Source organism: Flavimobilis sp. BM9 (assembly GCF_058313055.1).
In genome coordinates, this window is record NZ_JBZEMO010000003.1 from 123686 (window position 1) to 150426 (window position 26741).

Below are 26741 nucleotides of genomic sequence, written 5' to 3' on the forward strand. Positions count from 1 at the left end.
ACGCATGAAAATTCCCGACGAGGCTCCGTGATCCGCGACACGTCGCGTACAGCGCGACCCCGCCCCCGGAGAACCGGGGACGGGGTCGCATGAGCAGTGCCGGGATGGGGTCCGGCGCTGCACGCCTCACGCCGCACAGGCGGCGCTCCAGCAGGTCGAGGTCAGATCACTTGCGGATCGGCACCGCAGGCGCGTGCCAGATGCGGTCGAGGTAGTCCTGGATCGACCGGTCGGACGAGAAGAACCCGGTGCGGGCCACGTTGAGGATCGCCATGCGCGACCAGGACTCCTGGTCGGCGTACGCGGCCTCGACGCGGTCCTGCGCCTCGATGTACGTCTGGTAGTCCGCGAGCACCATGAAGCGGTCCTTGTAGAGCAGGTCGGAGATGACGAACTCGAACGCGGTACGGTCGCCGCCCGAGAAGATGCCCGACGAGATCAGGTCGATCGCGCCCCGCAGGGAGGCGTTGCCCTCGTAGAACGACGTCGGGTGGTACCCGGCGTCCGACAGGCTCTGCACCTCGGGCTCGGTCATGCCGAAGAGGAAGAAGTTCTCCCCGCCGACCAGGTCGTGGATCTCGACGTTCGCGCCGTCGAGAGTACCGATCGTGAGCGCGCCGTTCAGGGCGAACTTCATGTTGCCCGTGCCCGACGCCTCCTTGCCTGCGAGCGAGATCTGCTCGGACAGGTCAGCAGCAGGGATCAGCTTCTCGGCGAGCGTGACGTTGTAGTTCGCGGGGAACGCGACACGGAGACGGCCCTCGAGCTCCGGAGCGTTGTTGACGACGTTCGCGACCGAGTTGATGAGGAAGATGATCTCCTTCGCCATCTTGTACCCGGGAGCGGCCTTGGCGCCGAAGACCACGACGCGCGGCGTCAGGTCAGCAGCCTTGATCTCGCCCTTGAGCACGCGGTCGTAGATCGTGACGACGTGCAGGAGCTTGAGCATCTGGCGCTTGTACTCGTGCAGACGCTTGACCATGACGTCGAACAGGGCGTCAGACGCGAGCTCGATGCCGTCACGCTGCGCGAGCAGCGACACGAAACGGTCCTTGTTGCCCTGCTTGACCTCACGGAAGGCCTTGCGGAACGAGGCGTCCTCGGCGTACGGCTCGAGCTCCTTGAGGCGCTCGAGGTCGTTCAGCCAGCCAGTGCCGATGGTCTCGTCGATCAGGGTCGCGAGGGTCGGGTTCGAGAGCTGGACGAAGCGACGCGGCGTGATGCCGTTCGTGACGTTCGTGAACTTCTCGGGCCAGTACGCCGAGAAGTCGTCGAGGACCTTGTCGCGCAGCAGGTCGGAGTGCAGCGAAGCCACACCGTTGACCTTGGTCGAGCCGACCGTCGCGAGGAAGGCCATGCGCACGGCGCGCTCCGGCCGCTCCTGGATGATCGACATGCGGCGCACCCGGAGCTCGTCGCCCGGGTAGGTGGCGCGGATGCCGGCGAGGAACTGCTCGTTGATCCGGTAGATGATCTCGAGGTGGCGCGGCAGCAGTCGGCCGAGGAGGTCGACGGACCACACCTCGAGAGCCTCGGGCAGCAGCGTGTGGCACGTGTAGTTGAAGGAGCGGCGGGTGATGTCCCACGCGTCCTCCCACGACAGGCCCCGCTCGTCGACGAGGATGCGCATGAGCTCGGGCACGCCGATGACGGGGTGCGTGTCGTTGAGCTGGAACACGATGCGCTCGGGAAGCTTCTTGAGGTCGAAGCCCTCGGGCAGCGTCCGCAGGAAGTCGGCGATCGACGCCGCGACGAAGAAGTACTGCTGCTTGAGGCGCAGCTCCTTGCCCTGAGGCGTGGAGTCCTCGGGGTAGAGCACCTTCGAGATGTTCTCCGCGACGGTCTGCGCACGGACGGCAGCCTCGTAGTCGCCCGAGTTGAAGATGTGCAGGTCGAACGCGTTCGTCGCCTTCGCGCTCCAGAGGCGCAGCGTGTTGACGTTGGCCGTGCCGTAGCCCGGCACCATGTAGTTGTAGGGGACCGCGAGGACGGTCTCGCCCGGGATCCAGCGGGTCACGGAGCGACCGGTCTGGTCGATGGCCTGCTCGGTGTGGCCACCGAAGCGGACCTCGACGGCCTGCTCGGTGTGGGGGATCTCCCAGGGGGTGCCGTTCGTGAGCCACGAGTCGGGCTGCTCGACCTGGCGGCCGTCGACGAACGTCTGGCGGAAGATGCCGTACTCGTAGCGGATGCCGTAGCCGATGGTCGGGATGTTCTTCGTCGCGAGCGAGTCGATGAAGCATGCGGCGAGGCGGCCCAGGCCACCGTTGCCGAGACCAGGCTCGACCTCGGTCGCGCGGACGTCGTCCAGGGAGAGGCCGAGGGAGTCGAGGGCAGCGTCCGCGACGTCGGTCAGGCCGGTCGACAGGAGCGCGTTGTCCAGCTGCGGGCCCATGAGGTACTCGGCGGACAGGTAGGCGACGACCTTGGAGCCAGCGGCCTTCTGCGTCTCGACCGTGGTCAGCCAGTTGTCGACCATGTAGTTGCGGACGGTCTTGGCGAGTGCCTGGAACAGGTCGTCACGGCTGGCGGTGCCCAGTTCGACGCCCTGCTCGTAGCGCAACTGCCGGAGGAACTCGTCCTTGAACGAATCAACGGTTGCGGGGGTAGAGGTGGACCTCTCGGTGGTTTCAGTCACCTGCAGCACGCTACCGGTGAGAGCCCCCTTTTGCCATGACCTTCGGCTCAGGACATGTACGCGTACATCTCCTGCAAGCGATCCGGAATGCTGCCCCTCAGGACCACCTTGACCCCGCTGACCTGCGACAACATGGGAGTACCCGACGTGCAGGCCGGGGCCGCGTCCCACCGTCTTCCGTTGTAACGTGTGCTGAAAGTTGCAGGATCGTTGCAGAGGTCCTCGTCAGGGTCGCGCCCTTCCGTCTGAGTCGCCTGGTGCCTACGCTGGAGACGTCCCCGACGGTGCGGATCTGAGGCGGTGGTCGCCGTGCTCCTGGTCTGGTGCGTGCTCGCCATGCTCGTTGTCGGCTGCGTCCTGTGGGCCGTCAGGACAGCCTCGGTCTCCCACGAGGAGGAGAAGCTCGCCCAGGTCGACCCGTTCCTGGTCCTCGAACTCGAGCACCAGCTCGCCGTCGCGGCCGAGCGGATCCGCCGGGTCGACGCGGACCCCACGATGTTCGCCCGGGCGCACCACCTGCGCGCCGCCCTCTGGGCCTACGACGCACTCTTGCGGGAGGCCTGCCAGCTGGCGGGGGCCGAGAGCTCCCGCGACGCGGGCGCCGCCGTCGAGGTGTCGACGCTCCAGCGCGCGCTGTCCGCGCAAGACCTGCCGGACGAGATCTCGGCGATTAGCACGCAGACGCTCGGCGACCCGGACGCCCGGTTCCGGCGTGAGCTGGAGCTGGGCGCCCGGGGCTGGAGCTGGTGATCGCAGGGGTCAGGCGCGACCCTTGGCGTCGGCCTCCGCGCTGCGCGCCGCACCCTTCTCGGTGCGCGCGTCCGAGGTCGACAGCTCGCCCGACGTCGACTCCAGGTGCGCCCTGACGAACCAGTGGAACTGCTCGAGCGACCCTAGCTGCCCGATCAGCATGTCGTTCGTCACGTCGTCGAGCTCCTCCGTCGCGGTCGCCGCCTCGCGGTGGTCCGTGATGAAACCGCGATACACCTCGTCGAGAGCCCCGAGGTGGGCGATCGTGCTCGCCCGCCCGATCGAGTAGTCGTCCCACGTGCGGCTCGCGACGATCGCACCCGGCGTGCCGACCGGCACGCTACCGAGAGTCGCGATGCGCTCCGCGGTCTCGTCGACCATCGCCTGCACCGCGTCGACCTGCGGGTCGATCATCTCGTGGACCGCGATGAAGTGCGGGCCGATGACGTTCCAGTGGATGTGCTTGAGCGTGAGCGCGAGGTCGATCAGCGCGTGCAGCCGCGCCTGGAGGATCTGGGCGGTCTGCGCCCCTTCGTCGAGGGTGAGCGACGGGACCGTGTAGGCGGGGAGGCCTGCGTTCGCCTCGGTGCTCTTCGTGCTCTTCTTCGCGCTGCCCTTCGAGGATGCCACCGTGATGCTCCTTCGTCGTCGTGGCCGCCCTCCGCACGGACGGCCTTGCCGTTCCAGCATCCGACGGCTCGACGGCTCCCGCACGCTGGCAGGACGCGAGCCTCAGTCCCGCAGGAGCGCAGCCGCGTGCTCACCCGCAGCAGCGGCGGCGAGGAACGGAGTCGGGTCCGTCGCGAGGTCGCGGCCCATGGAGGACATCCGGACGGGGGAGCGGCGCAGCGCCGAGAGGAGCGGCGCGCCCGCCGCGCGGCGCACGAGCCGGTGCCGCGGCGCGAGCTCCGCGACCTGCTCCTCGACGAGGGCGTTGAGCCCCGTCGGCCCGCCGAGGGAGACCGGCACGTCGATGCCCTCGTCGAGCACGGGCACGACGACGTCAGCCGCGGCGAGCGCGACGCGGCCGTAGGCCGTGGTCGAGTGGTGCGAGACGCCGACGTGGCGCGGCCGCGCGTCGCTCGCCGACACGCGCAGCGAGCCGACAGGCCGCCCGCCGAGCGTCGCAGCAGCGTTGACGGCTTCGCCTGCCGCGACGCCGGAGAACCCCCAGCGGGTGCCCGTCCCGAGGTTGCCGGGACCTTGCGCGACGACCGTCACGTCGGCACCGACGACGTGACGCGCCGCCAGGAGGCCAGAGTGGACGGTGACGGCCTCGAGGTCGCCCCCGAACGCCTGGCCGACGGTCAGGCACGAGACGATCAGGCCCTCGTCACGCATCTGCGCGACGGTCCGGGAGAACCACGCAGGGAGCGCTCCGCCGTCGGTCATGACGTACGCGACCCGCGCGTCGGGCGCCTCCTCGCGGATGCCCGCGACGATCGCGGGCAGCGCCGAGTGCAGGTCGGCGACGACGACGGGCATGCCGTCGAGCGAGTCGGCCTCGCGGAACGTCTCGTGATGGTCGGACTCCTGCTCGTCCACACCGAGCACCATGGTCTGGAGCGGGGTGTAGCGCGCCTTGACGAGGTGGCCCGGCCCGGGCGGCTCCGCGACAGGGAGAGCGTCAGGGAGCGCAGCCACGAGGGCGTAGCCGCCGGTCCCGAGGCCGCGCTCGAGCGCCGTCGTGTTGAGGAGGACCCGGTCGCCCTCGGCCGGGCGACCGACGAGTCCGGGGTACGCGAGCGCACGCACCTCCGCGCCGTCGGACGTGCGCACGGTCGTCTCGAGCGCACCGGCCCACTCGCGGCCGAGCGACACCACGACCCCATCGCGCCAGTTGATCACGCAGACACGGTACCGCCCGCTAGCGTGGTGCCGGTGAGCGAGACGACCCCTGCCGCCGAGCGGCTGCTGAACCTGGTGATCGCCCTGGTGAACGCCGGCCGCCGGATGACCCGCGAGCAGATCCGAGCCTCGGTCGTCGGCTACGCCGGCACGTCGGACGCCGCGTTCGAGCGGACCTTCGAGCGTGACAAGGACCTGCTCCGAGAGCTCGGCGTCCCGATCGTCACCGTCGAGGGCGCCCACGCGACCGAGACGGGCTACCGGATCGACATGGACGCCTACGCGCTCGAGCCGCTCGAGCTGTCACCCGCGCAGCTCGCCGTCCTCGGTGTCGCCGCCGAGCTCTGGCAGGACCGCATGCTCCGCGACGACACGGCGCGCGCGCTCACGAAGCTGCGCGCCGCCGGGGGACCGGCACCGGACGCGGAGGGTGCCGCGGTCGCGGCTCTCGCGCCCCGCGTCCGCGAGGCCGGCGACGCCTACGGCCCTCTTCTCGACGCGACGACGTCACGCCGGGCGGTCACCTTCGACTACCGGGCGGCGAGCACGGGAGAGCTGACCCGGCGCACGGTCGAGCCGTGGCGCGTGGTCGCGCGCGGAGGCGGCTGGTACGTGATCGGCCGCGACCGCAGCCGCGACGCAGCGCGCGCGTTCCGCCTCAGCCGGATCGCGGGCCGCGTGCGCGCCGTCGGGCCGGAGGACGCGTTCCCCGTCCCCGCGGACCTCGACGTCGACGACCTGCTCGGGACGAGCCGCGCGGCCGTGCCGGCGGTCGTCGCGGTCGTGCCCGAGCGCGCCGCCGCGCTGCGGGCCCACGCCCGCGTCGTGACCCCGGCCGAGGCAGTCGAGCTCGGCGCTCCCGCCGAGCTTCCCGACCGTCTCGTCGGTCGTGAGATCCTCGCCGTCGACGCGGACGACCCGGACGCCCTCGCCGGTGAGATCGTCGGCTACGGCGACGCCGTCGTCGTCCTCGCGCCCCCGCAGGTGCGTGCGGCCGTCGTCGCGATGCTCGACGCCGCAGCAGACCTCCCCGACAAGGCCCGGCACGCGACGGAGGACCACCATGGCTGAGCGCACGAGCGAGCGGCTCGTCCGCCTCCTCGGGATCATCACCTACCTCGACGCGGGCGGGGAGCGGCCGCGCGTCGCGATCGCCGACCTCGCCGCACACTTCGGCGTCACGGTCGAGCAGGTCGTCAAGGACCTCGACCTGCTGTGGGTGTCCGGGACGCCGGGGCACTGGACGGACGACCTGATCGACTTCGACCTCGACTACGAGGCCGGGACCGTCGCGCTCGTGCAGCCGCAGGGGATGACGACCCCGCTGCGCCTCGGCACGCGCGAGGCTGTCGCGCTCATCGCCGCGCTGCGCGCGATGAAGGAGACGCTCGACGACACGATCGACCCACGCCTGGGGGAGGAGGTCGAGGGGACGCTCGCCGTGCTCACCGCAGCGACGGGCGAGGCTGCGGCGGCTCTCGACGTCCGCCTCGCCGAGCGCGGCTCGCCCGCCGTGACGGCCGCGCTCGGCGCAGCCCTCACGTCGGGCCGCCGCCTCCTGATCCGGTACGCGAGCGTCGCCGACGTCGTCACCGAGCGCGTCGTCGACCCGATCCGCCTGCAGGTCGAGGACGAGCACTCGTACCTCGTCGCGTGGTGCACGCGGGCGGACGACGAACGGTCCTTCCGCACCGATCGCATCCTCGAGGCGACCGTCCTCGACGAGCCCGCCGAGCAGCACGTGGGCATCAAGGACGCGACGTTCCGGCCCGCGGACGTCGCAGGGCCGACCCACCACGTCCGGCTCGTGCTCGCGAGCCCGGCGCGCTGGATCGCCGAGCAGATCCCCGTCGAGGCGGTCACCGACCTGGTCGACGGCGACTTCGCCGTCGACCTCGTCGTCGCCGAGCCTGCGTGGCTGCGACAGCTCCTCCTGCAGAACGCCCGCCATGTGCGCTCGATCGAGCCCGCCTGGGTCGCCGACGACGTCGCGGCCGCAGCGCGCGACGCCCTCGCCTGCTACACGTGACCTGGCGCCAGGCTGCTGAGAGGTAGCGTGGCTCCCGTGTGGTTCTGGATCTGGACGGCCCTCGTGCTCGGTGCCGCTCTCGCCGCGTTCTTCGTGTGGCGTGATGCGTGGCGCCGCTTCCGGCGCGCCGCCACCGAGGTGAGCGCGTCGGCCGGGCGGCTCGGCCAGGTCTGGGAGCGTGCCGCAGAGCGCACCGAGGAGCGCCTCGCGCAGTCTCCGTCGACCTCGCCGACGGTGACCGCGCCGCGCGCCGAGCTGCGCACGCGGGTCGACCGGCTGCGCCAGGAGCGGCTCGCCCGCAAGGCGTGGCGCAGGCGGCCGCGTCCCGAGGTGTGGGAGCGCTGGCGCAGCGTCTGGCGCTGAGACCGCGCACGTCCGCGCCGCGCGCGCGGTCTAGGATTGCCCCGTCCGTCGAACAGTCTGGAGAACGCCGTCATGGGCCTTCGCTCGCACCCCTGGGTCATCCCGGTCCTCATCCTCATCATCGTGATGCTGTTCGGCTCCTCGAAGCTCCCGGACCTCGCCCGCAACATGGGGCGCGCTCTGAAGATCGTCAAGAAGGAGGTCAAGGAGCTCCGGGAGGAGGACGCCCCGTCCCCGGCCTCGGCCTCGGCCCCGGCGCCGACGGCACCGGCGCCCGTCGCCCCGGCATCCGCCGCTCCACAGGCTGCTCCCGCGGCCCCTGCGGCCCCTGCGGTGCCAGCGGCTGAAGCCGCCCCGGCGGCACCGCAGCAGCCCGCGGCTCCCGTGCCGACGGCCGACCCAGACTCCGGGGACACCCCCGCGAAGGACTGAGCCGTGCGCACGCAGCAGCGTGCTCGTGACGGACGGATGTCGCTGCGCGAGCACCTGGTCGAGGCGCGCAACCGCCTCTTCCTCGCAGGGCTGGGGATCCTCGTCGGGACCGTCGTCGGCTGGTTCCTCTACGAACCTGTCTTCGAGCTGCTCCAGCAGCCGATCCTCGACGTCGCCGCCGAGAAGGGCCGCACGGTCGCGCTCAACTTCGCCGGCGTCGCGAGCGCGATCGACATGCAGGTCAAGATCGCCGTCTGGCTCGGCCTGATCGTGTCGAGCCCGTGGTGGCTCTACCAGGTGTGGGCGTTCGTCGTCCCCGGGCTCACCCGCCGCGAGAAGCTCTACACGCTCGGGTTCCTCGGCTCGGCCGTCCCGCTCTTCCTCGCGGGCGCGTGCCTCGCCTGGTGGGTCCTGCCGCGTGCTGTCGTGCTCCTCGTCGAGTTCGTCCCCGACCAGGCCCTCAACATCCAGGACGCGCAGGCGTACCTGTCCTTCGTCGCGCAGATCATCCTCGCGTTCGGGCTCGTGTTCCTCCTGCCGGTGTTCATGGTCGCGTTCAACATGGTCGGGATCGTGCGCGCGCGCACGTACCTGCGCGGGTGGCGGTGGGCGATCGTCCTCGCGTGCGTGTTCTCGGCTGTCATGACGCCCACGCCCGACGTCGTGACGATGCTCGCGATGACGCTGCCGATCATCGTGCTGTACTTCGCGGCGGTCGGCGTGTCTGCCCTCAACGACCGGCGGCGTGACCGCCGCCGTGCCGCGCAGGAGCAGGAGGACGGCCTGTGAGCCGGATCGGGCTCGTCGTCAACCCCACGTCGGGCAAGGGTCGCGGAGCCACCGCGGGTGCGCGCACGCGCGAGCGGCTGACCGCAGCGGGGCACTCGGTCGTGGACCTGTCCGGGGCGTCGCTGCTCGACGCGATGCACCACGCCCGGCAGGGCGTGATCGACGGTCTCGACGCGCTAGTCGTGGTCGGCGGCGACGGGATGGTCCACCTCGGCTTCAACGCCGTCGCGGCGACGACAGTGCCGCTCGGCATCGTCGCGGTCGGCTCGGGCAACGACTTCGCGCGGGCGACCGGCCTCCCGCGGCACAAGGTCGACGCGTCGGTCGACGTCCTGCTGGACGCGCTCGGGCGCTCCCGGTACCGCGCCGTCGACGCGGCCCACGTCAACGTTCCCGGGCATCTCGACGGGCGCTGGTTCGCCGGCGTCCTGTCCGCAGGGCTCGACGCGGCGGTGAACGACCGCGCCAACCGCCTGTCGTTCCCGCGCGGGCACCTGAAGTACCTGCGTGCGCTCGTCGGCGAGCTCGGCGCCTTCAAGCCGTTCGGGTACCGCGTGACCATGGGGGAACGGGTCTGGGAGTCGGCCGGCACGCTCGTCTCGGTCGCCAACGGTCCAGCTTTCGGCGGCGGCCTGCGGATCGCGCCGGACGCGGAGATCGACGACGGCCAGCTCGACGTCGTGCTCGCTGGGCCGTTCACCCGGTGGGGCGCGATGCGCATCCTGCCGCGCCTGTACCCCGGGACCCACCTCAGCCACCCGAGCGTCGACGTCGTGCGGGCGACGTCGGTCCTCGTCGAGCCCACCGACGCAGGTCTCGCCCCGCCCGTCGCGATGGCCGACGGCGAGTCGATCGGTCCGCTGCCGCTGCACGTCGAGGTGCACGCCCGGGCGGTGCGGCTGCTCGTCTGAGACGGCGGGGGCGCCGCTCGCTCGACTACCGTGGACGCCATGAGCACAGCCTCCGGGGTGGACCAGCCCATGTCTCCCGCGGAACGCTACGCCGCGGCCCGTCAGCGTCAGGTCGACGAGCGCACCGAGCTCGCCCGCTTCCGCGAGTCCTTCGAGTTCGACCTCGACGAGTTCCAGGTGCACGCCTGCCGCGAGCTCGAGAAGGGGCGGGGCGTCCTCGTCGCCGCGCCCACCGGTGCGGGCAAGACCGTCGTCGGCGAGTTCGCCGTCCACCTGGGCCTCGCGCGCGGGCTCAAGACCTTCTACACGACGCCGATCAAGGCGCTGAGCAACCAGAAGTACCACGACCTCGTCGCGCGCCACGGCGCCGATCGCGTCGGTCTCCTCACGGGTGACACGTCCGTCAACGGCGGGGCGGACGTCGTCGTCATGACGACCGAGGTGCTGCGCAACATGCTGTACGCCGGGTCCTCTGCGATCGACGACCTCGGGTTCGTCGTCATGGACGAGGTCCACTACCTCGCCGACCGCTTCCGTGGGCCCGTGTGGGAAGAGGTGATCATCCACCTGCCCGAGCCGGTCCAGCTCGTGTCGCTCAGCGCGACCGTGTCGAACGCCGAGGAGTTCGGCGACTGGCTCGAGATGGTGCGGGGCGATACCGCCGTCGTCGTCGAGGAACGCAGGCCCGTGCCGCTGTGGCAGCACGTCGCGACCCGCGCCGACGAGCGCAGCGCCCAGCTCCTCGACCTGTACGCCGGCCACGTCGACCCCACCGACCCCGGTGTGAACCCGCCGATCAACCCCGACCTGAGCATCGCGCTGCGGCGCGGCCAGGAGCCGTTCGCGCGGCACGGCCGCAACCGCGGTGCGCGCGGCCCCCGCGACGCGCGAGACAGGGGAGGGCGCTTCGAGCGGGGTCCGTCGCGACGCCCGCTCTCGCGCTTCTCCGTCGTCGACGCCCTGCACGAGAAGCGCCTGCTCCCGGCGATCTACTTCATCTTCTCCCGAGCCGGTTGCGAGGGGGCGCTCGCGCAGTGCCTCGCCTCGGGCATCTCGCTCACGTCCCCCGAGGAAGAAGCGCGCATCCGGCAGATCGCCGAGGAGCGGTGCGCCACGCTCGCGCCCTCCGACCTCGCTGTCCTCGGCTACGTCACGTGGGTCGAGGGGCTCGCGCGCGGGCTCGCGGCGCACCACGCCGGGATGCTCCCGATCTTCAAGGAGACGGTCGAGCACCTGTTCTCCCGCGGGCTCGTCAAGGTCGTGTTCGCGACCGAGACGCTCGCGCTCGGCATCAACATGCCCGCACGGTCGGTCGTCCTCGAGAAGCTCGTCAAGTGGGACGGGCGCGCCCATGCCGACCTGACGCCGGGGGAGTACACCCAGCTCACCGGACGCGCCGGGCGGCGCGGGATCGACGTCGAGGGGCACGCGGTCGTCGTCGACCACCCGCAGCTCGACCCGGTCGCGCTCGCCGGACTCGCGTCACGGCGGCTCTACCCGCTGCGGTCGAGCTTCCGCCCGACGTACAACATGGCCGTCAACCTCGTCGACCGCGTGGGCCGCGAGCGCGCACGCGAGATCCTCGAGACGAGCTTCGCGCAGTTCCAGGCGGACCGCGGGGTCGTCGGCCTGGCGAAGCAGGCGCGATCGCACGCGGAGGCCCTCGCAGGGTATGCGGAGGCGATGACGTGCGACCTCGGCGACTTCCGCGAGTACTCGCGGCTGCGATCGGCGATCGCCAGCCGCGAGGGTGAGCTGCGCAAGCGTGACCAGGGACGACGCCGTGCTCTGGTCGCGGCGTCCCTCGGCGCTCTGCGCCGGGGCGATGTCGTCACGGTGCCGTCGGGGCGGCGTGCGGGCTACGCCGTCGTGCTCGACGCCGGGACGACCGAGGCCTTCGAAGGGCCCCGGCCCACGGTTCTCACCGAGGACGGCAAGGTGTCTCGCCTGAGCGTCACGGAGCTCACGGAGGCCGTCGAGCAGGTCACGCGCGTGCGGCTGCCGAAGCAGCTCAACACGCGCGTCCCGCGGGAGCGTCGCGACGTCGTCGCACGCATGCGCGCCGCCCTCGCCGAGGCTGAGGACGTGCCGTCGCGGCCTCGCGGGAAGGGCCGGGCCAGCGCGGCCGACGACCGCGAGCTCGAGCACCTGCGCCGTGAGCTGCGCCAGCACCCGTGCCACGCGTGCCCGGACAGGGAGGGGCACGCGCGCTGGGCGGAGCGGTGGACGCGGCTCGACAAGGAGCACCGCGCGCTCCTGCGCCGGATCGAAGGGCGCACGGGCACGATCGCACGCGAGTTCGACCGGGTCTGCGACGTGCTCGTCGACCTGGGATACCTGCGGGTGCGGCCTGCGCGCGACACCGACGACGTCGACCACGACGACGCCGAGGCGCGCATGCGCACGACGGTCACGGGCCACGGCAAGGCGCTCAAGCGCCTGTACGCGGAGAACGACCTCCTCCTCGCGCAGTGCCTGCGGTCGGGCGTGTGGTCGGGGCTCGACGCAGCAGGGCTCGCGGCGGTCGTCTCGACGGTCGTGTACGAGGCGCGCCGGGACGACGGCGGTGAGGAGCCGCACCTCCCGGGCGGTCCGGAGGGCCGCCTGGGGCGGGCCGTCGAGGGCACGGTGCGCGAGTGGTCTCGGCTCGAGGACGTCGAGGTCGCGCACCGGGTCGAGCCCACGCCGGTCGTCGACACGACCCTCGTCGCGCCGGTCTACCGCTGGGCTCAGGGACGCTCGCTCGAGTCCGTCCTGCGGGGCACAGAGCTTGCTGCCGGCGACTTCGTCCGCTGGTGCAAGCAGGTGATCGACGTCCTCGACCAGATCTCGGTCGCCGCCCCCGACCAGGAGACGGCGCTCGCCGCGCACGAGGCGGTCGGGCTGCTGCGGCGCGGCGTCGTCGCGTACACGTCCGTGTGACACGAGCCTGCCGGCAGGGCCGTAGGGGCAGACACGGCGGGTGAGGCGCGTCACGGGGCGGGCGAGACCGCTCCGTGGACGTCTGCCGTGGCTTATCGTGAACGTTCGTGGCCTCCATCCTCTACCGCAACGGCGTGATCCACTCGCCCGCGGACCCGTTCGCCGAAGCCCTCCTCGTCGAGGACGGTGTCGTGGCATGGCTCGGCGCCGAGGACTCCGCGAGCTCGTTCGTGTCGCGCGCCGAGGCGGTCGTCGACCTCGACGGCGCCCTCGTGACGCCGGCGTTCGTCGACGCGCACGTTCATCTGCTCTCGACCGGCATGGCCCTCGAAGGGCTCGATCTGTCGCTCGAGGCGGACGTCACGACCGCCACGTCGGCTTTCGCCGCCGTCGCGAACCGGGTGCGCGACCTGCGTCGCGGGGAGGCGCAGTCGCGTGGGCCGCTCGTCGGGTGGGGGTGCGACACCTCGGCGTGGCCTGACGCGGTCCGCGCGACGCGCAGCGCCCTCGACGGCGCAGCGGAGGGTGCGCCTGTCGTGCTCGTGCGTCCCGACCTGCACTCGAGCCTCGCGTCGACGGCAGTGTGCGAGCGCCTCGGTCTCGACCGCCGCGCAGGGTGGGACGACGAGGGCTGGCTCACGGGCGACGCCCACGAGTCCGTCATGGCCGAGCTGCGCGCCGACGCCGACGCCCGCCACCGCGAGCTGACCGATCGTGCGCTCCAGCTGGCCGCGAGCCGCGGCATCGTGTCCGTCCATGAGCACTCGCTCCCGTCGACGGACACGCGCGCAGGCCTCGCCGACCTCATCGCACGCACGCGCACGGCAGACTCCGGGCTGCCGCTCGTCGTCGGCTACCGCGGCGAGCTGTGCGAGACGACCGACGACGTGCACGAGCTCCTCACCGCCGTTCCCGGGCTGACCGGGGTGGGCGGCGACATGCCCGTCGACGGTTCGGTCGGCTCGCACACGGCGGCGCTCACGAGCCCGTACGTCGACCTCAAGGACCCCGCCGACCCGCTGCGCACGGGCGTGCTCGAGCTCACGGCTGAGCAGGTGTGCAACCACGTCCTCGCCGCGACACGCGCCGGGGTCCAGGCGGGCTTCCACGTCATCGGCAACCGCGCCATGAGCGAGGTCGTGCTCGGGTTCCAGGCTGCCGCGGACCTCGAGGGGCTCGCGGCGATCCGCGGCGCCGGTCACCGGCTCGAGCACGCCGAGATGATCGATGCGAGCGCCCTCGCGGCGATCGTCCTCATGGGTGTCCGCCTCTCCGTCCAGCCGGCGTTCGACGCCGTCTGGGGCGGCCCGGGCGGCCTCTACGAGAAGCGGCTCGGGAAGCTGCGCGCCGAGGCGATGAACCCGCTCGCCGACCTTGCGGGTGCAGGGGTGCCGCTCGCACTCGGCTCGGACACGCCCGTGACACCCTTCGACCCGTGGGGCGCCGTCTCCGCGTCACTCTTCCTCAACGCCGCCGACCAGCGGATCTCGGCCCGTGCAGCGTTCCGTGCGCACACGCGTGGCGGTTGGCGGCTCGCAGGGCTCGACCACACGGGGGCAGGTGAGATCCGGGTCGGGGCTCCCGCCCACCTCGCGCTGTGGCGTGCCGAGCACCTCGGCGTCCAGGGGCCGCACACGACGATCGCGGCGTGGAGCACCGACGCCCGCTCGGGGACGCCGCTCCTGCCGTCGCTGGGTCCTGACGAGCCTGCTCCGACATGCCTGCAGACGCTGCGCGACGGCGTCGTCATCTACGACACGCTCGGCTGACCCGGAGCCGCTCCCGCATCCACGGGCACGGCGCTGAGCAGCGCGGTCGGCACAGGCTGATCGCGTAGGCTTCGCTCGTGCTACCTCGCCCGACGCCGCTGCTGCTCGCCCTCCCGCTGGCGGTCGTCGGAGGGTTAGGCCTCGACGTGGCCTTCCCGGACCGCGGCGTCTGGCCGCTTGCGTACGTCGCCGTCGGCCTGCTGTTCATCGCGCTGCGCGGCCACCGGGCGCGCGCGGCGTTCGTGATCGGGAGCGTGTGGGGCGTCGCGTTCTTCGTCCCGCACCTGTCGTGGGCAGGCTTCGCGGCAGGCGACCTGCCCTGGTTCGCGCTCGCGACCGCCGAGGGCCTGCTCGTCGGCGTCTCGTGCGCCGCCTTCGCCTGGGCGGCACGGATCCCCGTGATCGCGAGACGTGGGGCCCTCAGCGCGTTCGCCTTCGCGTTCGCGCTGACCGCAGGCGAGGTGCTGCGCAGCTCGTGGCCGTTCGGCGGCTTCCCGTGGGGCCGCCTCGCGTTCTCCCAGGCCGACTCGCCGCTCGGACGGTACGCCTGGCTCGGCGGGACCGTCCTCGTGTCGTTCCTCGTCGCTCTCGTCGGAGCCCTCGTCGCTCTCGCCGTCCTGAGCCTGGTGCGGCTGCGCCTCGGGCGTGCGGGCGGTGCCGTCATCGTCGCGTTCGTGCTCGTCGCGGGCGGGCTGTTCGTGCCTCTCACGACGCAGCCGGAGGGCGGGCGCCTCTCCGTGGGCGCAGTCCAGGGCAACGTGGCGGAGCCCGGGCTGCGCGCGTTCGCGACGCGCTACCAGGTGCTCGGCTTCCACGCGGACGGCACCCGTGCGCTGCTCGACTCGGTCGAGCCCGGAGAGCTCGACCTCGTCGTCTGGCCGGAGAACGCGTCCGACGTCGACCCCCGCAAGGACCAGCAGGCGTGGGACGTCATCGACCAGGCCGCCCGTGACGTCGCGGCACCGCTGCTCGTGGGGTCGCAGCAGTACGTCGAGAACGGCCGCTACAACCAGAGCCTGCTGTGGCAGCCGGGCGTGGGCATCGTCGACCTCTACGCCAAGCAGCGCCCCGCCCCGTTCGGCGAGTACATCCCGATGCGCTCCTTCTTCAGCCGGTTCTCGGACATGACGGACCTCGTCACGACGGACATGCTCCCGGGCAAGGAGATCGGCACGTTGCCGCTCGAGTCGCCGCGCCTCGGGCGGACGGTCGTCCTCGGCTCCGTGATCTGCTTCGAGGTCGCGTACGACGACGTCGTCCGTGACGCCGTCGCGGGCGGCGCGGAGGTGCTCCTCGTCCAGACGAACAACTCGAACTTCGGCTACAGCGCCGAGTCCACGCAGCAGCTCGCGATGTCGCGGATGCGCGCGATCGAGTCCGGGCGGTCGACGATCCAGATCTCGACGGTCGGCGTGAGCGGCGTGATCGACGCGACCGGGCGCGTGCACCAGCGCACGGGGTTGTTCGAGCCTGCTCAGCTCGTCGCGTCTGTGCCGCTGCGCAGCACGCTGACACCCGCGACACGCGCGGGTGCCGTGCCCGCGTGGATCGTCGTCGCCGTGGCCTCAGCCACTACGGTGGCGGGGATGATCGTCGCGGTGAGCGCGCGCAAGGGCAGGAGGAAGTCATGACGGACGGTGGTCAGGGGGCCGCGGGTCGGGGCACGGTGGTCGTGGTGCCGACCTACGACGAGTCGCTCACTCTTCCCGGGACGCTCGAGCGGTTGCGTCGCGCCGTCCCCGACGCGGACGTCCTCGTGGTCGACGACGGCAGCCCGGACGGGACCGGTGACCTCGCGGAGCGGATCGCCGCGCAGGACCCGGCCGTCCACGTCATGCACCGCTCCGGAAAGCAGGGACTCGGCTCCGCGTACATCGCCGGGTTCCGCTGGGCGCTCGAGCGTGGTTACGACGTCGTGTGCGAGATGGATGCGGACGGCTCCCACCGGCCGGAGGAGCTGCCGGCGCTGCTCGCGCGGCTCGAGGGTGAGCCGCGCGTCGACCTGGTGATCGGGGCTCGCTGGGTGCCAGGCGGGAAGGTCGTCAACTGGCCCTTGCACCGCGAGATCCTCTCGCGCGGCGCCAACGTGTACACGCGGGTGATGCTCGGCCTCGGCGTCGGTGACGCGACGGGCGGCTTCCGGGCGTTCCGCGCCCCCATGCTGGGCCGGCTCGAGCTGGGCTCGGTCGCGTCGCACGGGTACTGCTTCCAGGTGGACATGACCATGCGCGTGATCGACGCCGGGGGAGCGGTGGGCGAGGTCCCGATCACCTTCGTCGAGCGTGAGGCGGGCGTGTCGAAGATGAGCCGGGCGATCATCGTCGAGGCGCTCGGCAAGGTGACTCTGTGGGGTCTGCAGCGCCGCGGGCGTCAGGTGGCACGGGCATTCTCCCGGCGCTGATCAGCACGACCTCGACGGGTGCGCGTGACGGGTGCAGAGATGGCGACGAGGGTCGGTTCCTTGTGGGAACCGACCCTCGTCGTGTGTGTCCGTCAGGCGCTGCGGCGCAGCTTTCCTGCCCGCAGGAGGTCGAGACGCTCGTCGAGAAGCTCCTCGAGCTCCTTGATCGTGCGGCGCTCGAGCAGCATGTCCCAGTGCGTGCGGACGGGCTTGGTCGCCTTGGGCTCGGGGCGGTCGGCGTCGCGCAGCAGGGCGAGCTCGCCGCACCGGCACTCCCACTCCACCGGGACCTCGGCCTCGGTCGAGAAGGGGAGGATGATCGTGTGCCCGTTGGGGCAGTCGTAGTGCGCCTGGAACCGAGGCGCGAAGTCGACTCCCTCGTCAGTCTCCATGCTCTTGGAGCCGATGCTCATTCCGCGCAGTGACCGGTCGGCCATGGTGTCCTCCAGAGGGCTGTGTGCAGCCGTTGCGTGTGCAGGGTCTGCAGGTAGAACGTTCGTCGGGCGCTGCTTTGTTCCGTCGATCGGGAGGTCGGCGGTGAAGGTCTGGTGAACTGCACCTGCCGGCTCGCGGTGCGAGCGGCCTGTTTGAGAACCATCCTGCCGTGCAAATGGCATGGCGCCACCCGGAAGGTTACACGGGGGAGAGGTGGTCCTGCACGCGTCCCGGGCTCCCGCGGCGCGTGGGCCTGACCACACAGGTGTCGGACGCGCCAGGCATGATGGGATTGGTGCGGCCTCGTCGTCGCGCGGACCGATCGAACATGGGAGACACGGTGAACAAGTCTCAGCCGGGTGCAGCGGTCGCTCACGCCGCCGACGCGCACGACGTGATCCGCGTGCGCGGCGCACGGGAGAACAACCTCAAGGACGTCAGTCTCGAGATCCCGAAGCGGCGCCTGACGGTCTTCACCGGTGTGTCCGGGTCCGGGAAGAGCTCGCTCGTCTTCTCGACGATCGCTGCGGAGTCGCAGCGCATGATCAACGAGACCTACAGCGCGTTCCTGCAAGGGTTCATGCCCACCGTGGGCCGGCCGGAGGTCGACGTCCTCGAGGGCCTCACGACCGCGATCATCGTCGACCAGGAACGGCTGGGGGCCAACCCGCGCTCGACCGTCGGCACGGTCACGGACGTCAACGCGCTGCTGCGCATCCTCTTCAGCCGTCTGGGGGACCCGCACATCGGCCCGCCGAACGCTTACTCGTTCAACGTGCCGTCGGTGCACGCGAGCGGCGCGATCACCGTCGAGCGAGGCGGCCGCACGATGGCCGAGAAGGCGACGTTCAACCAGCTCGGCGGCATGTGCCCGCGGTGCGAGGGCATGGGGAAGGTCAACGACTTCGACCTGACGGCCCTGTACGACGAGAACCTCTCGCTCAGCGACGGCGCCCTCACGATCCCGGGCTACACGATGGACGGCTGGTACGGGCGCATCTACCGGGGTTCCGGGTTCTTCGACCCGGACAAGCCGATCCGTGACTTCACGAAGCGCGAGCTGCACGACCTGCTCTACAAGGAACCGACCAAGATCAAGGTCGACGGGATCAACGTCACCTTCGAGGGGCTTGTCCCGAAGATCCAGAAGTCGTTCCTCTCCAAGGACCGTGAGGCGATGCAGCCGCACGTCCGTGCCTTCGTGGACCGTGCGGTGACGTTCACCGTGTGCCCCGAGTGCGAGGGGACGCGCGTCAGCGCGGAGGCACGGTCGTCCCGGATCTCCGGCAAGAACATCGCCGACCTCTGTGCGATGCAGATCAGCGACCTCGCCCAGTGGGTCGCGGCGCTCGACGAGCCTGCCGCCCGGCCGCTGCTCGTGGCGCTGCACAGCACGCTCGAGCACTTCGTCGAGATCGGCCTCGGGTACCTGTCGCTCGACCGGCCGTCCGGGTCGTTGTCGGGCGGCGAGGCTCAGCGGACCAAGCTCATCCGGCACCTCGGCTCCGCGCTGACGGATGTCACCTACGTGTTCGACGAGCCGAGCATCGGTCTGCACCCGCATGACATCGCGCGGATGAACCGCCTCCTGATGCGGCTGCGGGACAAGGGGAACACGGTGCTGGTCGTCGAGCACAAGCCCGAGGTCATCGTGATCGCGGACCACGTCGTCGATCTCGGTCCAGGCGCGGGCACCGCGGGCGGGAAGATCTGCTTCGAGGGCACGGTCGAAGGACTGCGGGGGAGCGGCACCCTCACCGGGCAGCACCTCGACGACCGGGCGCGCCTGAAGGACACCGTACGGACCCCGAGGGACCACCTCGCGATCCGCGGTGCCACGGCCAACAACCTGGCGGACGTCGACGTCGACGTCCCGCTCGGGGTGCTCACGGTCGTCACCGGTGTGGCCGGGTCGGGGAAGAGCTCGCTCGTGCACGGCTCGATGCCACGGGACGCGGGAGTCGTGACGGTGGACCAGGGCGCGATCAAGGGCTCGCGCCGCAGCAACCCCGCGACCTACACCGGGCTGCTCGAGCCGATCCGTAAGGCGTTCGCCAAGGCGAACGGCGTCAAGCCTGCACTGTTCAGCGCCAACTCCGAGGGTGCCTGCCCGGCCTGCAACGGTGCGGGCGTGATCTACACGGACCTCGGCATGATGGCGGGCGTCTCGAGCACGTGCGACGCGTGCGAGGGCAAGAGGTTCCAGCCGGCGGTGCTCGAGTACCGACTCGGCGGGCTCGACATCTCGGAGGTGCTCGCGCTGCCCGTCGAGAAGGCGGTGGCGTTCTTCGCCGAGGGTGAGGCACGCGTCCCGGCGGCGCACAAGATCCTTGAGCGACTCGTCGACGTGGGCCTCGGTTATGTCAGCCTGGGGCAACCGCTCACGACGCTGTCCGGTGGTGAGCGCCAGCGGCTCAAGCTCGCGACGCACATGGGGGAGGCGGCCGGCATCTACGTCCTCGACGAGCCGACGACCGGTCTGCACCTCGCCGACGTCGAGCATCTTCTCGGACTTCTCGACCGGCTCGTCGACGCGGGGAAGTCCGTCATCGTCATCGAGCACCACCAGGCGGTCATGGCGCACGCGGACTGGATCATCGATCTGGGGCCAGGTGCAGGACACGAAGGTGGACGGGTCGTGTTCGAGGGAACGCCAGCAGAGCTCGTCGCGGACCGGTCGACGCTCACCGGTCAGCATCTCGCGGAGTATGTCCGGGTGTGAGTCTCGTCGAGCGGCGCTGGTCCTGACGCTCTGGCGACACCGGGATGCCTGGGCCGCGCCGGCCCGGCGTGCGTGCGACGGGCGCTCAGCGAGGGACGGGCTTGGCGTACCAGCGGTCCGAGTAGGGCTCGTCGTTGAACGGCTCGACCCGGCGGTACCCGAGCCTCTCGTACATCGCGCAAGCTTCGACGAGACGGCTGTGCGTGTCCAGGCGGACAGTGACGATGCCGCGCCCTGCGAACATCTGTTCGAGTCTCGCGATCGGCTGGCGCGCCAGGCCTGAACCGCGTGCAGCCGGGGTCGTGAAGACCTTCGTCAACTCGGCAATGTCGCCGATGAACCGCGCGCCGGCGCACGCGACGGGCGCGTCGTCCTGGAACGCCAGGAGGAAGACTCCGGTCGGGCCGGTCAGGTCGTCGTGAGGCTCGTCCAGGAGCGCCTGGTCGACCTCGGCGAGCGTTGCCGGGCGCCCGTAGTAACGAGATGCGACGTCATGCATGTAGGAGCGCACGATCTGGGCGGCGATAGGAGAACCAGGTTCGACGACCTCGATGCTGCGCATGGGCGGGATCCTCGTCCCGGCCTCCCACTTCCCCGCTTGCCGATAAGGTACATTATGTCACTTCACCCTCACCCGCCCGGGTTGTGCGGCGGCCCCCCTCCTCTTCAGAGCATCACCAGATCGGTCCCCGTCGACGCATGGTCCCCGAGCGATGCGCTTCGGATCGCAGGATCGTCGTACGTGTTCCAGTAATACGTCGACGTGCGGGACGAGAACAGGCCCGTGTAGATCGTCTTCTCGAACTCACCCGACTCCATCGCTGCAGCTCCCTCGACCATGGCGACCTGCTGGAGCGTGTGGAAGGCGCGGCTGACGTTCTCCTCCTCCGTGGTCTTCTGCGGGTAGTGCGCGTTGACGTAGGCAGCACGCACGAAGCGTGAGGGCGAGTAGTAGTCACCGGGCAGTCCGCGCATCTGGGAGCCTGACCCGAAGGGTGACAGGCGCGCTCCCCCGAGCGCTTGCTCGGCCGGGAAGCCAGGGGTCACGTTCAGATAGTTGCGGAGATTCTCGTGGTGCCAGGCGAACCCTGGTTGGTTGGTGAGCACGTCGACGTCGTCGTCGAACACCTGCATCCCGTGCGTCGTCTGCTCCACGACGATCGAGCGGTCGTCGTCCGCGACGATCCAGTGCAGCATCGCGCTCGGGAATCTCTCATTGATGGGACGGTCGACGATGACGACGCTCCTCAGCGCCGCCTGGACCTCGTCGACGGTCGTGAACCGCGATGTCAACCAGAGCGGGAACTCGAATGCTGCGACGTTCGTCGCGCCCTCCTTCGGGACAGGTGCGTACTGCGCGTAGCCGGGGAAGTTCAGGCCCGCGACGGCAAGCCCCGCGTCGTTGCCGCAGTCGTAGTACAGCGGGACATCCTCCTCAACTATCGCCATGCCGATGACCGCGTGCTCGACGTCGTGGATGGCACCGAACGGTGAGCGAGGGACAAACCCGGTGGGCGTGATGACGACGCCCTCCCCATATCCGTTCGTCCAGTCGAGGTTGCGCGCGAGATACGCGTGCCCATCGCTGTCCGAGAACCTGATGCTGGTGCACATGCTGGCCGCTCCTTCGGTCGGGCCCGGACGGTACCGGGCTTCGGCAGGGTGCTGCGCATGTGGAACTGCGCCCTTTGCCCCAGCTCCAGAGTCCCGCTGCCATCCGCGCCGCGCACCCCGGGCGCGGTGGCACGTATCGCCGCCCCGGGCACCCGGATCTGGTTCGCTGCCGCAGTGATGCGGATATAGGTTGGCAGCGTGCCGAGACCCCGACTCCCCCGCGCTGTGGTTCGCGCTGGCGCGCTGACCGTCGCTGCGCCGTTCGCCGTCGCTGCGTCGCTCATCGTGACCGACGCGATCAAGAAGTACCGCCGCGACGCGGCTGAGGTGAGCTTCCCGCACCTACCGCCGCTCGACGGCGAGGTTGCCGGGACGCGTACGCGCCTCTTCACGTACGGCGAGGATCTCTACGCGTCGATGCTCGCTGCGATCCGCGGCGCCCAGCACACGATCATGCTCGAGTCCTACATCTGGAAGGGCGACGCGATCGGCGCTGAGTTCAAGGAGGCGCTCATCGAGGCCGCGGACCGCGGCGTCAGCGTCTACGTGATCTTCGACGGCTTCGCGAACCTCGTCGTCCCGCGTGAGTTCCTCCGGTTCCCCGAGCGCATCCACGTCCTTCGCTACCCCGCGTTCCGGCCGGGTCTCTTGACGCTCAACGTGCGCCACTCCGGTCGCGACCACCGCAAGATCCTCGTGGTCGACGACGAGATCGGCTTCGTCGGCGGGTACAACATCGGCTCGCTGTACGCGACCGACTGGCGCGACACGCACCTCGGCCTCGAAGGACCCGCGGTGTGGGACCTGCGCAACGCCTTCGTCGACTTCTGGAACAGCACACGCCGCCCCCACCTCCCGGTCCTGCCCGACCCGGGCTCTGACCACTGGGAGCCGCACATCCGGCCGGCTCGCAACGCGCCAGGTCACCTCCTGTTCCCGATCCGCGGGATCTACCTGCAGGCGATCGACCGGGCGCAGAGCCACATCTACATCACGCAGGCCTACTTCATCCCCGACCACGAGATTCTCGACGCCCTGCTCGCAGCGGCCCGGCGCGGTGTCGACGTCCGGGTGATCGTCCCGGACAACTCGAACCATGTCGTGACGGACTGGCTGTCGCGAGGCCTGTACTCGAGCCTTCTCGCCGGCGGAGTGACGATCTGGCTCTTCCAGGATGCGATGGTGCACGCGAAGACCGCGACGATCGATGGCGTGTGGACCACGATCGGCACAGCGAACATCGACCGTCTGAGCCTCTCGGGCAACTACGAGATCAACATGGAGATCTACGACGAAGGGCTCGCCAAGCAGATGGAACAGGTCTTCGAGACCGACCTCAGCAACTGCCGCGAGCTCACGGCCGAGGAATGGGAGAACCGCGGGCGCATCGCGCGCATCAGCGAGAGAGTGCTCGCTCCCCTGCGTCCCCTCATGTGACACGGGTGCCGCCCGGGTCGGCCCCACTCGCCCGGACCGCCGCCGCTCGAAACTAGACGTGCGAAGAGGAAGGTCTTGGCTCGGAGCGTTCAGTCGCCGTGCGCCCCGCGGTGCTTGAACGCCTCGCGGTGATCGGGAACAGACCGCACCACGTCTGCGATCTCCTCCTCGGGCCGCGGCGGGACGGTCTCGTCGGCCTCGATCACCGGCACCTCGGCGAACTCCGGGTGCGCAGCCAGCTCGGCTGCAGCGACGTCAGCAGGATCGGTGTTCTCGGCCATGATGGCCTCCGGCTAGATCATCCAGCGGTGCGGGCACGACGGCGAGCAGCGAGCTCGTCCGTCGGGGTGCTAGCCGACTCCTCGTCGCCCAGACGTTCGGTCGGCAGCTCGGCGAGAGACCCCTCGACCTCGCGCCACACACGGCCGACAGCGATGCCGAACACTCCCTGGCCACCCTGGACCAGGTCGATCACCTCGTCAGCGCTCGTGCACTCGTACACGCTCGCCCCGTCGCTCATGAGCGTGATCTGGGCGAGGTCGTCGACACCACGCTCACGCAGGTGCGAGACCGCAGTGCGGATCTGCTGGAGCGAGACCCCCGTGTCCAGGAGCCGCTTGACCACCTTGAGCACGAGGATGTCGCGGAAGCTGTAGAGACGGTGCGTCCCGGAGCCGTTCGCGGGGCGAACGGTCGGCTCGACCAGCCCAGTCCGCGCCCAGTAGTCGAGCTGCCGGTACGTGATCCCCGCGGCGCGGCACGCCGTAGGCCCGCGGTAACCGGTCGCCGAGTCCTGCTCCGTGAGATCATCGCCGAACAGCAGTCCCTGTGAGGCGGCTGCCGCCCGCGCCGCCGGCTGCTCGCCGGTCTCGCTCGTGGTGCTCACGCCAGCCTCCTGTTTGACCTGCACGGCCGTCATGGCCCTGTCTCTGATGGCTACGCTACGGGCCACCCCTGACAGCGTCAACGACCGTGCCGTCCAGTCGTTTCGGCGTGTCGCGAGACGTGTCTCACGTTCAAGTTGAGGTTGAGAGTTTGCCGTCAGCGGTGCAGGTCCCCGCTCGAGATGGCTAGTCCTGGTGGGACAGCGCCTGCCGCACGAGAGCCGCGTGGAGCTGGATGAATGACTCCCCCAGCTCGACCGCCGTCGCGTCCGCCCTCGCGCGCGCCGCAGGCGTGCCCTGCGACCGCACAGGAGCGACCACCTGCTCAGCGAGCGCGAGCTGCCGGTCCGCGGACGATCGGAGCGCACGCAGGTGGCGGGCCCCGATCCCGTGCTGGTGCAGCGCCGCGGCGTGAACGACGATCTGCTGCGCCCACGAGTCGAACCGGCCGCGAGCGTCGGCTCGGATGATCCCCGCCTCCAGCAGCTCCTCGACGACCCGCACCTCGACGCCCGCCTCGGCCGCGAGCGTCGCAGCCGTCAGCCTGTCAGCAGGACGCAGGTCTGCGCGCTCACCGTCGGCCGTCGCCAGGTGCGGAACCACGGGCGCAGGCTCGTAGAGCCCGGCATCCATCTCCGCGAGACGATCCTTGATCACCTTGAGCGGCAGATAGTGGTCCCGCTGCTGCCCGAGGACGAAGCGCAGCCGCTCGACGTGCGCAGGCGAGTACTGCCGGTATCCGGCCGGGGTGCGTACAGGCTCGACGAGCCCCTGGTCCTCGAGGAAACGGAGCTTGGAGCTCGTCAGAGCCGGGAACTCCGGCCGCAGCGCCGCGAGGACGTCGGAGATGCGCATCGACGCCCGCGTCGACACACCAGCGGGCCACGTCTCGACGAGCTGCGGGAGGCGCGCGCCAGCGCCTTCCTCCGCGGACGAGGCCTGCGGGGACGCCGGGCTCACTGGCCGCTTCCCGCAGCGCGGCGGCTCGGGAAGAAGACCATGCGGAACTTGCCGACCTGCACCTCGTCACCCGACCGGAGGACTGCGGCGTCCACCCGCTCACGGTTGACGTACGTGCCGTTCAGCGAGCCCGAGTCGCGCACCGAGAACTCGCCTCCCGCCCGCACGAAGTTCGCGTGCTTGCGCGAGACCGTGACGTCGTCGAGGAAGATGTCCGAGCGCTCGGAGCGGCCGACCAGGATACGGTCCGAGTCGAGGAGGAACCTGGCTCCCGCCCCGGGCCCGCGCTGGACGATCAGGAGCGCGCAGTCGGCCGGGAGGGCGGCGATCGCGGCCTGGTCCTCGGTGCCGAGCGTGGCGGTCGCGTCGGCCGGTGGCGTCGACGGGGCCGTGTCTCGAGGGACGGCGCCGAAGACGACGGTCGCCTCGATCCCCGACGGGGGCTCGACCGAGCCGCCGGGAACCTGTTCGTGCGTACCGTCAGTCATGCACCCTCCTCGGCCTTGGTCGCGCACCTGCGCGACCACTCACACATCGGTCGACCTGCACCTCCACTTTATGCATGATCCGCCGCAGAGCCATAGCGATGTTGTCGCGACCTGCGCGGGGATCCTCACTGAGCGGGAGCCACGGGCGTCGCGAACCGTTGTGCGGAGGGCTCGCGAACCGCGTCGATCCGTATCTCCTTCTGCGCTGTGACGGTTCCCTTGCCGCCCGCATTCCGGACGGAGGCCATCGCACCGCCCGGGATCTCGAGCGCTGGCGTCAGCGTGTCGGCGGAACCGATCACGTGCCACACGTACGGCGTCGAGAGCAGCGTCCCGTCGAGCAGGAGGCCCTGAGGGGTGTCGGTGAACGCAGACGACGCGACGATCCGGACGTCATTGAGCTCGATCACTTCCGCGCCGGCGTTCCGCAGCTCCTGGAGCACGGAGAGCATCGTGGTCCCCGGGAGCGCCGTGTCGCCCTCATCGATGCGCACGACGACGCCCGGTCCTTCGGCGGGAAGCCGTCCCGACAGGATGCCCTGGACCTCGGCCCGGGCGAGGGCCAGATCGACCGCGGCCGCGCGGTCGTCCGTGCTGCTGCGCAGCTCGGCGAGCTGCCCGCGGAGCGTCTGCGCCTGCTGCTCGAGGTCCTCCCCTCGACGTGTGACCTCGTCGAGGATGCGCACCAGCTCGTTCTGTCGCAGCCCGGCGAGCGAGCTCCGCTCGTCGGCCGTCAGCTGGACAGCGAGCGCGAAGCCGAGGAGCCCGCACAGGAGGGCGGCGACCAGCTGCGACATGGTGAGGCGTGGACGCAGCGCCTTGCCGAGGGTCCGCCAGGCGGACGGTGGCGGCGCAGGAGCGGCCTCGTGGCGGCCGTGCCCGGGGACGGGCTGCCCGGTGCCTGCTGGAGCAGGCGCGGCCGCCGCCACGTCCGGAGCCTTCGGCTGAGCCGGGACGGCCGTCTCCTCGGGTGCGGGCCCCTCGCCGGGGTGCTCGGACGCCGTCATGCCTTGAACAGGTGGCGGCGGATCGCGGCCGCGTTCGAGAAGATCCGGATGCCGAGCACGACGACGACGCCCGTCGACAGCTGCGTACCGACCCCGAGCTGGTCGCCGAGGAACACGATGAGCGCAGCGACGACGACGTTCGACAGGAAGGAGACCACGAAGACCTTGTCGTCGAAGATGCCGTCGAGCAGCGCGCGCAGACCGCCGAAGATGGCGTCGAGCGCTGCGACGACGGCGATCGGGAGATACGGCTGCAGCGCGACCGGTACGTCAGGCTGGAAGAACACTCCCAGCAGGGCACCGATCAGCAGGCCGATGACAGCGATCACGGGTTGGGCTCCT

25 protein-coding genes are annotated in these 26741 nt (G+C 70.7%); 13 read left to right on the top strand and 12 right to left on the bottom strand.

From position 1 onward, the window contains the following. Positions 1-166 precede the first annotated feature (166 nt). On the bottom strand, positions 167-2638 hold the full coding sequence (locus AC4F3Q_RS06620) for a glycogen/starch/alpha-glucan phosphorylase (RefSeq protein WP_491039276.1): 2472 nt from the start codon (positions 2636-2638) through the stop codon (positions 167-169). A 300-nt stretch (positions 2639-2938) separates the two neighbouring features. On the opposite strand from AC4F3Q_RS06620, the gene AC4F3Q_RS06625 reads away from it, so the two are divergent. Then, positions 2939-3388: a hypothetical protein gene (locus AC4F3Q_RS06625; protein ID WP_491039277.1), complete on the top strand. Its 450-nt coding sequence runs from the start codon at positions 2939-2941 to the stop codon at positions 3386-3388. 9 nt (positions 3389-3397) lie between these two features. Here AC4F3Q_RS06625 and AC4F3Q_RS06630 read toward each other — a convergent pair whose 3' ends face one another. Both AC4F3Q_RS06630 and AC4F3Q_RS06635 read right to left on the bottom strand, forming a co-directional pair. Continuing rightward, positions 3398-4018 carry a Dps family protein gene (locus AC4F3Q_RS06630; RefSeq protein WP_491039278.1) on the bottom strand — a complete coding sequence of 207 codons (621 nt, stop codon included), beginning with the start codon at positions 4016-4018 and terminating at the stop codon, positions 3398-3400. A gap of 102 nt (positions 4019-4120) precedes the next feature. Continuing rightward, entirely contained in the window at positions 4121-5236 is a 1116-nt protein-coding gene (locus AC4F3Q_RS06635; RefSeq protein WP_491039279.1) for a DUF3866 family protein, read from the bottom strand. A 33-nt stretch (positions 5237-5269) separates the two neighbouring features. Between AC4F3Q_RS06635 and AC4F3Q_RS06640 the strand changes: the two genes are divergently transcribed. The 10 genes from AC4F3Q_RS06640 (at position 5270) to AC4F3Q_RS06685 (ending at position 16852) form a co-directional block, all read left to right on the top strand. Further along, complete coding sequence (locus AC4F3Q_RS06640; RefSeq protein WP_491039280.1) at positions 5270-6307, top strand: helix-turn-helix transcriptional regulator; 1038 nt, start codon at positions 5270-5272, stop codon at positions 6305-6307. Then, positions 6300-7265, top strand: coding sequence for a helix-turn-helix transcriptional regulator (locus AC4F3Q_RS06645; RefSeq protein WP_491039281.1), 966 nt, complete (start codon positions 6300-6302; stop codon positions 7263-7265). Before AC4F3Q_RS06640 ends, AC4F3Q_RS06645 begins: the two co-directional genes overlap by 8 nt. A 36-nt stretch (positions 7266-7301) precedes the next feature. Further along, the gene (locus AC4F3Q_RS06650; RefSeq protein ID WP_491039282.1) at positions 7302-7628 is read left to right on the top strand and encodes a hypothetical protein; all 327 of its coding nucleotides are present in this window, start codon (positions 7302-7304) and stop codon (positions 7626-7628) included. Positions 7629-7700: 72 nt separating this feature from the next. After that, entirely contained in the window at positions 7701-8060 is a 360-nt protein-coding gene (locus tag AC4F3Q_RS06655) for a twin-arginine translocase TatA/TatE family subunit (protein WP_491039283.1), read from the top strand. Between the two features lie 3 nt (positions 8061-8063). Continuing rightward, positions 8064-8849, top strand: a complete 786-nt coding sequence (tatC, locus tag AC4F3Q_RS06660; RefSeq protein ID WP_491039284.1) for a twin-arginine translocase subunit TatC — start codon at positions 8064-8066, stop codon at positions 8847-8849. Beyond that, entirely contained in the window at positions 8846-9760 is a 915-nt protein-coding gene (locus tag AC4F3Q_RS06665) for a diacylglycerol/lipid kinase family protein (RefSeq protein ID WP_491039285.1), read from the top strand. Before tatC ends, AC4F3Q_RS06665 begins: the two co-directional genes overlap by 4 nt. 39 nt (positions 9761-9799) lie before the next feature. Continuing rightward, a complete protein-coding gene (locus tag AC4F3Q_RS06670; protein ID WP_491039286.1) occupies positions 9800-12682 on the top strand; it encodes a DEAD/DEAH box helicase in 2883 nt (960 codons plus the stop codon). 107 nt (positions 12683-12789) lie between these two features. Then, entirely contained in the window at positions 12790-14451 is a 1662-nt protein-coding gene (locus tag AC4F3Q_RS06675) for an amidohydrolase (RefSeq protein WP_491039287.1), read from the top strand. A gap of 77 nt (positions 14452-14528) precedes the next feature. Then, entirely contained in the window at positions 14529-16082 is a 1554-nt protein-coding gene (lnt, locus tag AC4F3Q_RS06680; protein ID WP_491039288.1) for an apolipoprotein N-acyltransferase, read from the top strand. Then, positions 16079-16852, top strand: a complete 774-nt coding sequence (locus AC4F3Q_RS06685; RefSeq protein ID WP_491039289.1) for a polyprenol monophosphomannose synthase — start codon at positions 16079-16081, stop codon at positions 16850-16852. Before lnt ends, AC4F3Q_RS06685 begins: the two co-directional genes overlap by 4 nt. A gap of 92 nt (positions 16853-16944) precedes the next feature. On the opposite strand, the gene AC4F3Q_RS06690 is transcribed toward AC4F3Q_RS06685, so the two are convergent. Beyond that, on the bottom strand, positions 16945-17289 hold the full coding sequence (locus tag AC4F3Q_RS06690) for an RNA polymerase-binding protein RbpA (RefSeq protein WP_168447363.1): 345 nt from the start codon (positions 17287-17289) through the stop codon (positions 16945-16947). Positions 17290-17615: 326 nt separating this feature from the next. Between AC4F3Q_RS06690 and AC4F3Q_RS06695 the strand changes: the two genes are divergently transcribed. Then, positions 17616-20009, top strand: a complete 2394-nt coding sequence (locus AC4F3Q_RS06695) for an ATP-binding cassette domain-containing protein (RefSeq protein WP_491039290.1) — start codon at positions 17616-17618, stop codon at positions 20007-20009. Positions 20010-20094: 85 nt separating this feature from the next. Here AC4F3Q_RS06695 and AC4F3Q_RS06700 read toward each other — a convergent pair whose 3' ends face one another. Together AC4F3Q_RS06700 and bsh are read right to left on the bottom strand one after the other, a co-directional pair. Next, on the bottom strand, positions 20095-20571 hold the full coding sequence (locus AC4F3Q_RS06700) for a GNAT family N-acetyltransferase (RefSeq protein ID WP_491039291.1): 477 nt from the start codon (positions 20569-20571) through the stop codon (positions 20095-20097). A gap of 104 nt (positions 20572-20675) precedes the next feature. Beyond that, positions 20676-21623 carry a choloylglycine hydrolase gene (bsh, locus tag AC4F3Q_RS06705; protein WP_491039292.1) on the bottom strand — a complete coding sequence of 316 codons (948 nt, stop codon included), beginning with the start codon at positions 21621-21623 and terminating at the stop codon, positions 20676-20678. A 198-nt stretch (positions 21624-21821) separates the two neighbouring features. On the opposite strand from bsh, the gene AC4F3Q_RS06710 reads away from it, so the two are divergent. Next, the gene (locus AC4F3Q_RS06710; protein WP_491039293.1) at positions 21822-23060 is read left to right on the top strand and encodes a phospholipase D-like domain-containing protein; all 1239 of its coding nucleotides are present in this window, start codon (positions 21822-21824) and stop codon (positions 23058-23060) included. An 89-nt stretch (positions 23061-23149) separates the two neighbouring features. Here the strand turns inward: AC4F3Q_RS06710 and AC4F3Q_RS06715 are convergent, their stop codons facing one another. From AC4F3Q_RS06715 to AC4F3Q_RS06740, 6 genes are all read right to left on the bottom strand, one after another. Next, positions 23150-23341 carry a hypothetical protein gene (locus AC4F3Q_RS06715; protein ID WP_491039294.1) on the bottom strand — a complete coding sequence of 64 codons (192 nt, stop codon included), beginning with the start codon at positions 23339-23341 and terminating at the stop codon, positions 23150-23152. 17 nt (positions 23342-23358) lie between these two features. Beyond that, positions 23359-23970, bottom strand: coding sequence for a MerR family transcriptional regulator (locus AC4F3Q_RS06720; RefSeq protein WP_434060852.1), 612 nt, complete (start codon positions 23968-23970; stop codon positions 23359-23361). A 160-nt stretch (positions 23971-24130) separates the two neighbouring features. After that, positions 24131-24904, bottom strand: coding sequence for a transcriptional regulator FtsR (ftsR, locus tag AC4F3Q_RS06725; protein WP_350308802.1), 774 nt, complete (start codon positions 24902-24904; stop codon positions 24131-24133). Next, positions 24901-25392 carry an FHA domain-containing protein gene (locus tag AC4F3Q_RS06730; RefSeq protein ID WP_491039295.1) on the bottom strand — a complete coding sequence of 164 codons (492 nt, stop codon included), beginning with the start codon at positions 25390-25392 and terminating at the stop codon, positions 24901-24903. Before AC4F3Q_RS06730 ends, ftsR begins: the two co-directional genes overlap by 4 nt. Before the next feature lie 125 nt (positions 25393-25517). After that, entirely contained in the window at positions 25518-26399 is an 882-nt protein-coding gene (locus tag AC4F3Q_RS06735; protein ID WP_491039296.1) for a DUF881 domain-containing protein, read from the bottom strand. Further along, positions 26396-26728: a small basic family protein gene (locus AC4F3Q_RS06740; RefSeq protein WP_168447369.1), complete on the bottom strand. Its 333-nt coding sequence runs from the start codon at positions 26726-26728 to the stop codon at positions 26396-26398. The genes AC4F3Q_RS06735 and AC4F3Q_RS06740 overlap by 4 nt, the downstream gene beginning before the upstream one ends. Positions 26729-26741 lie beyond the last annotated feature (13 nt).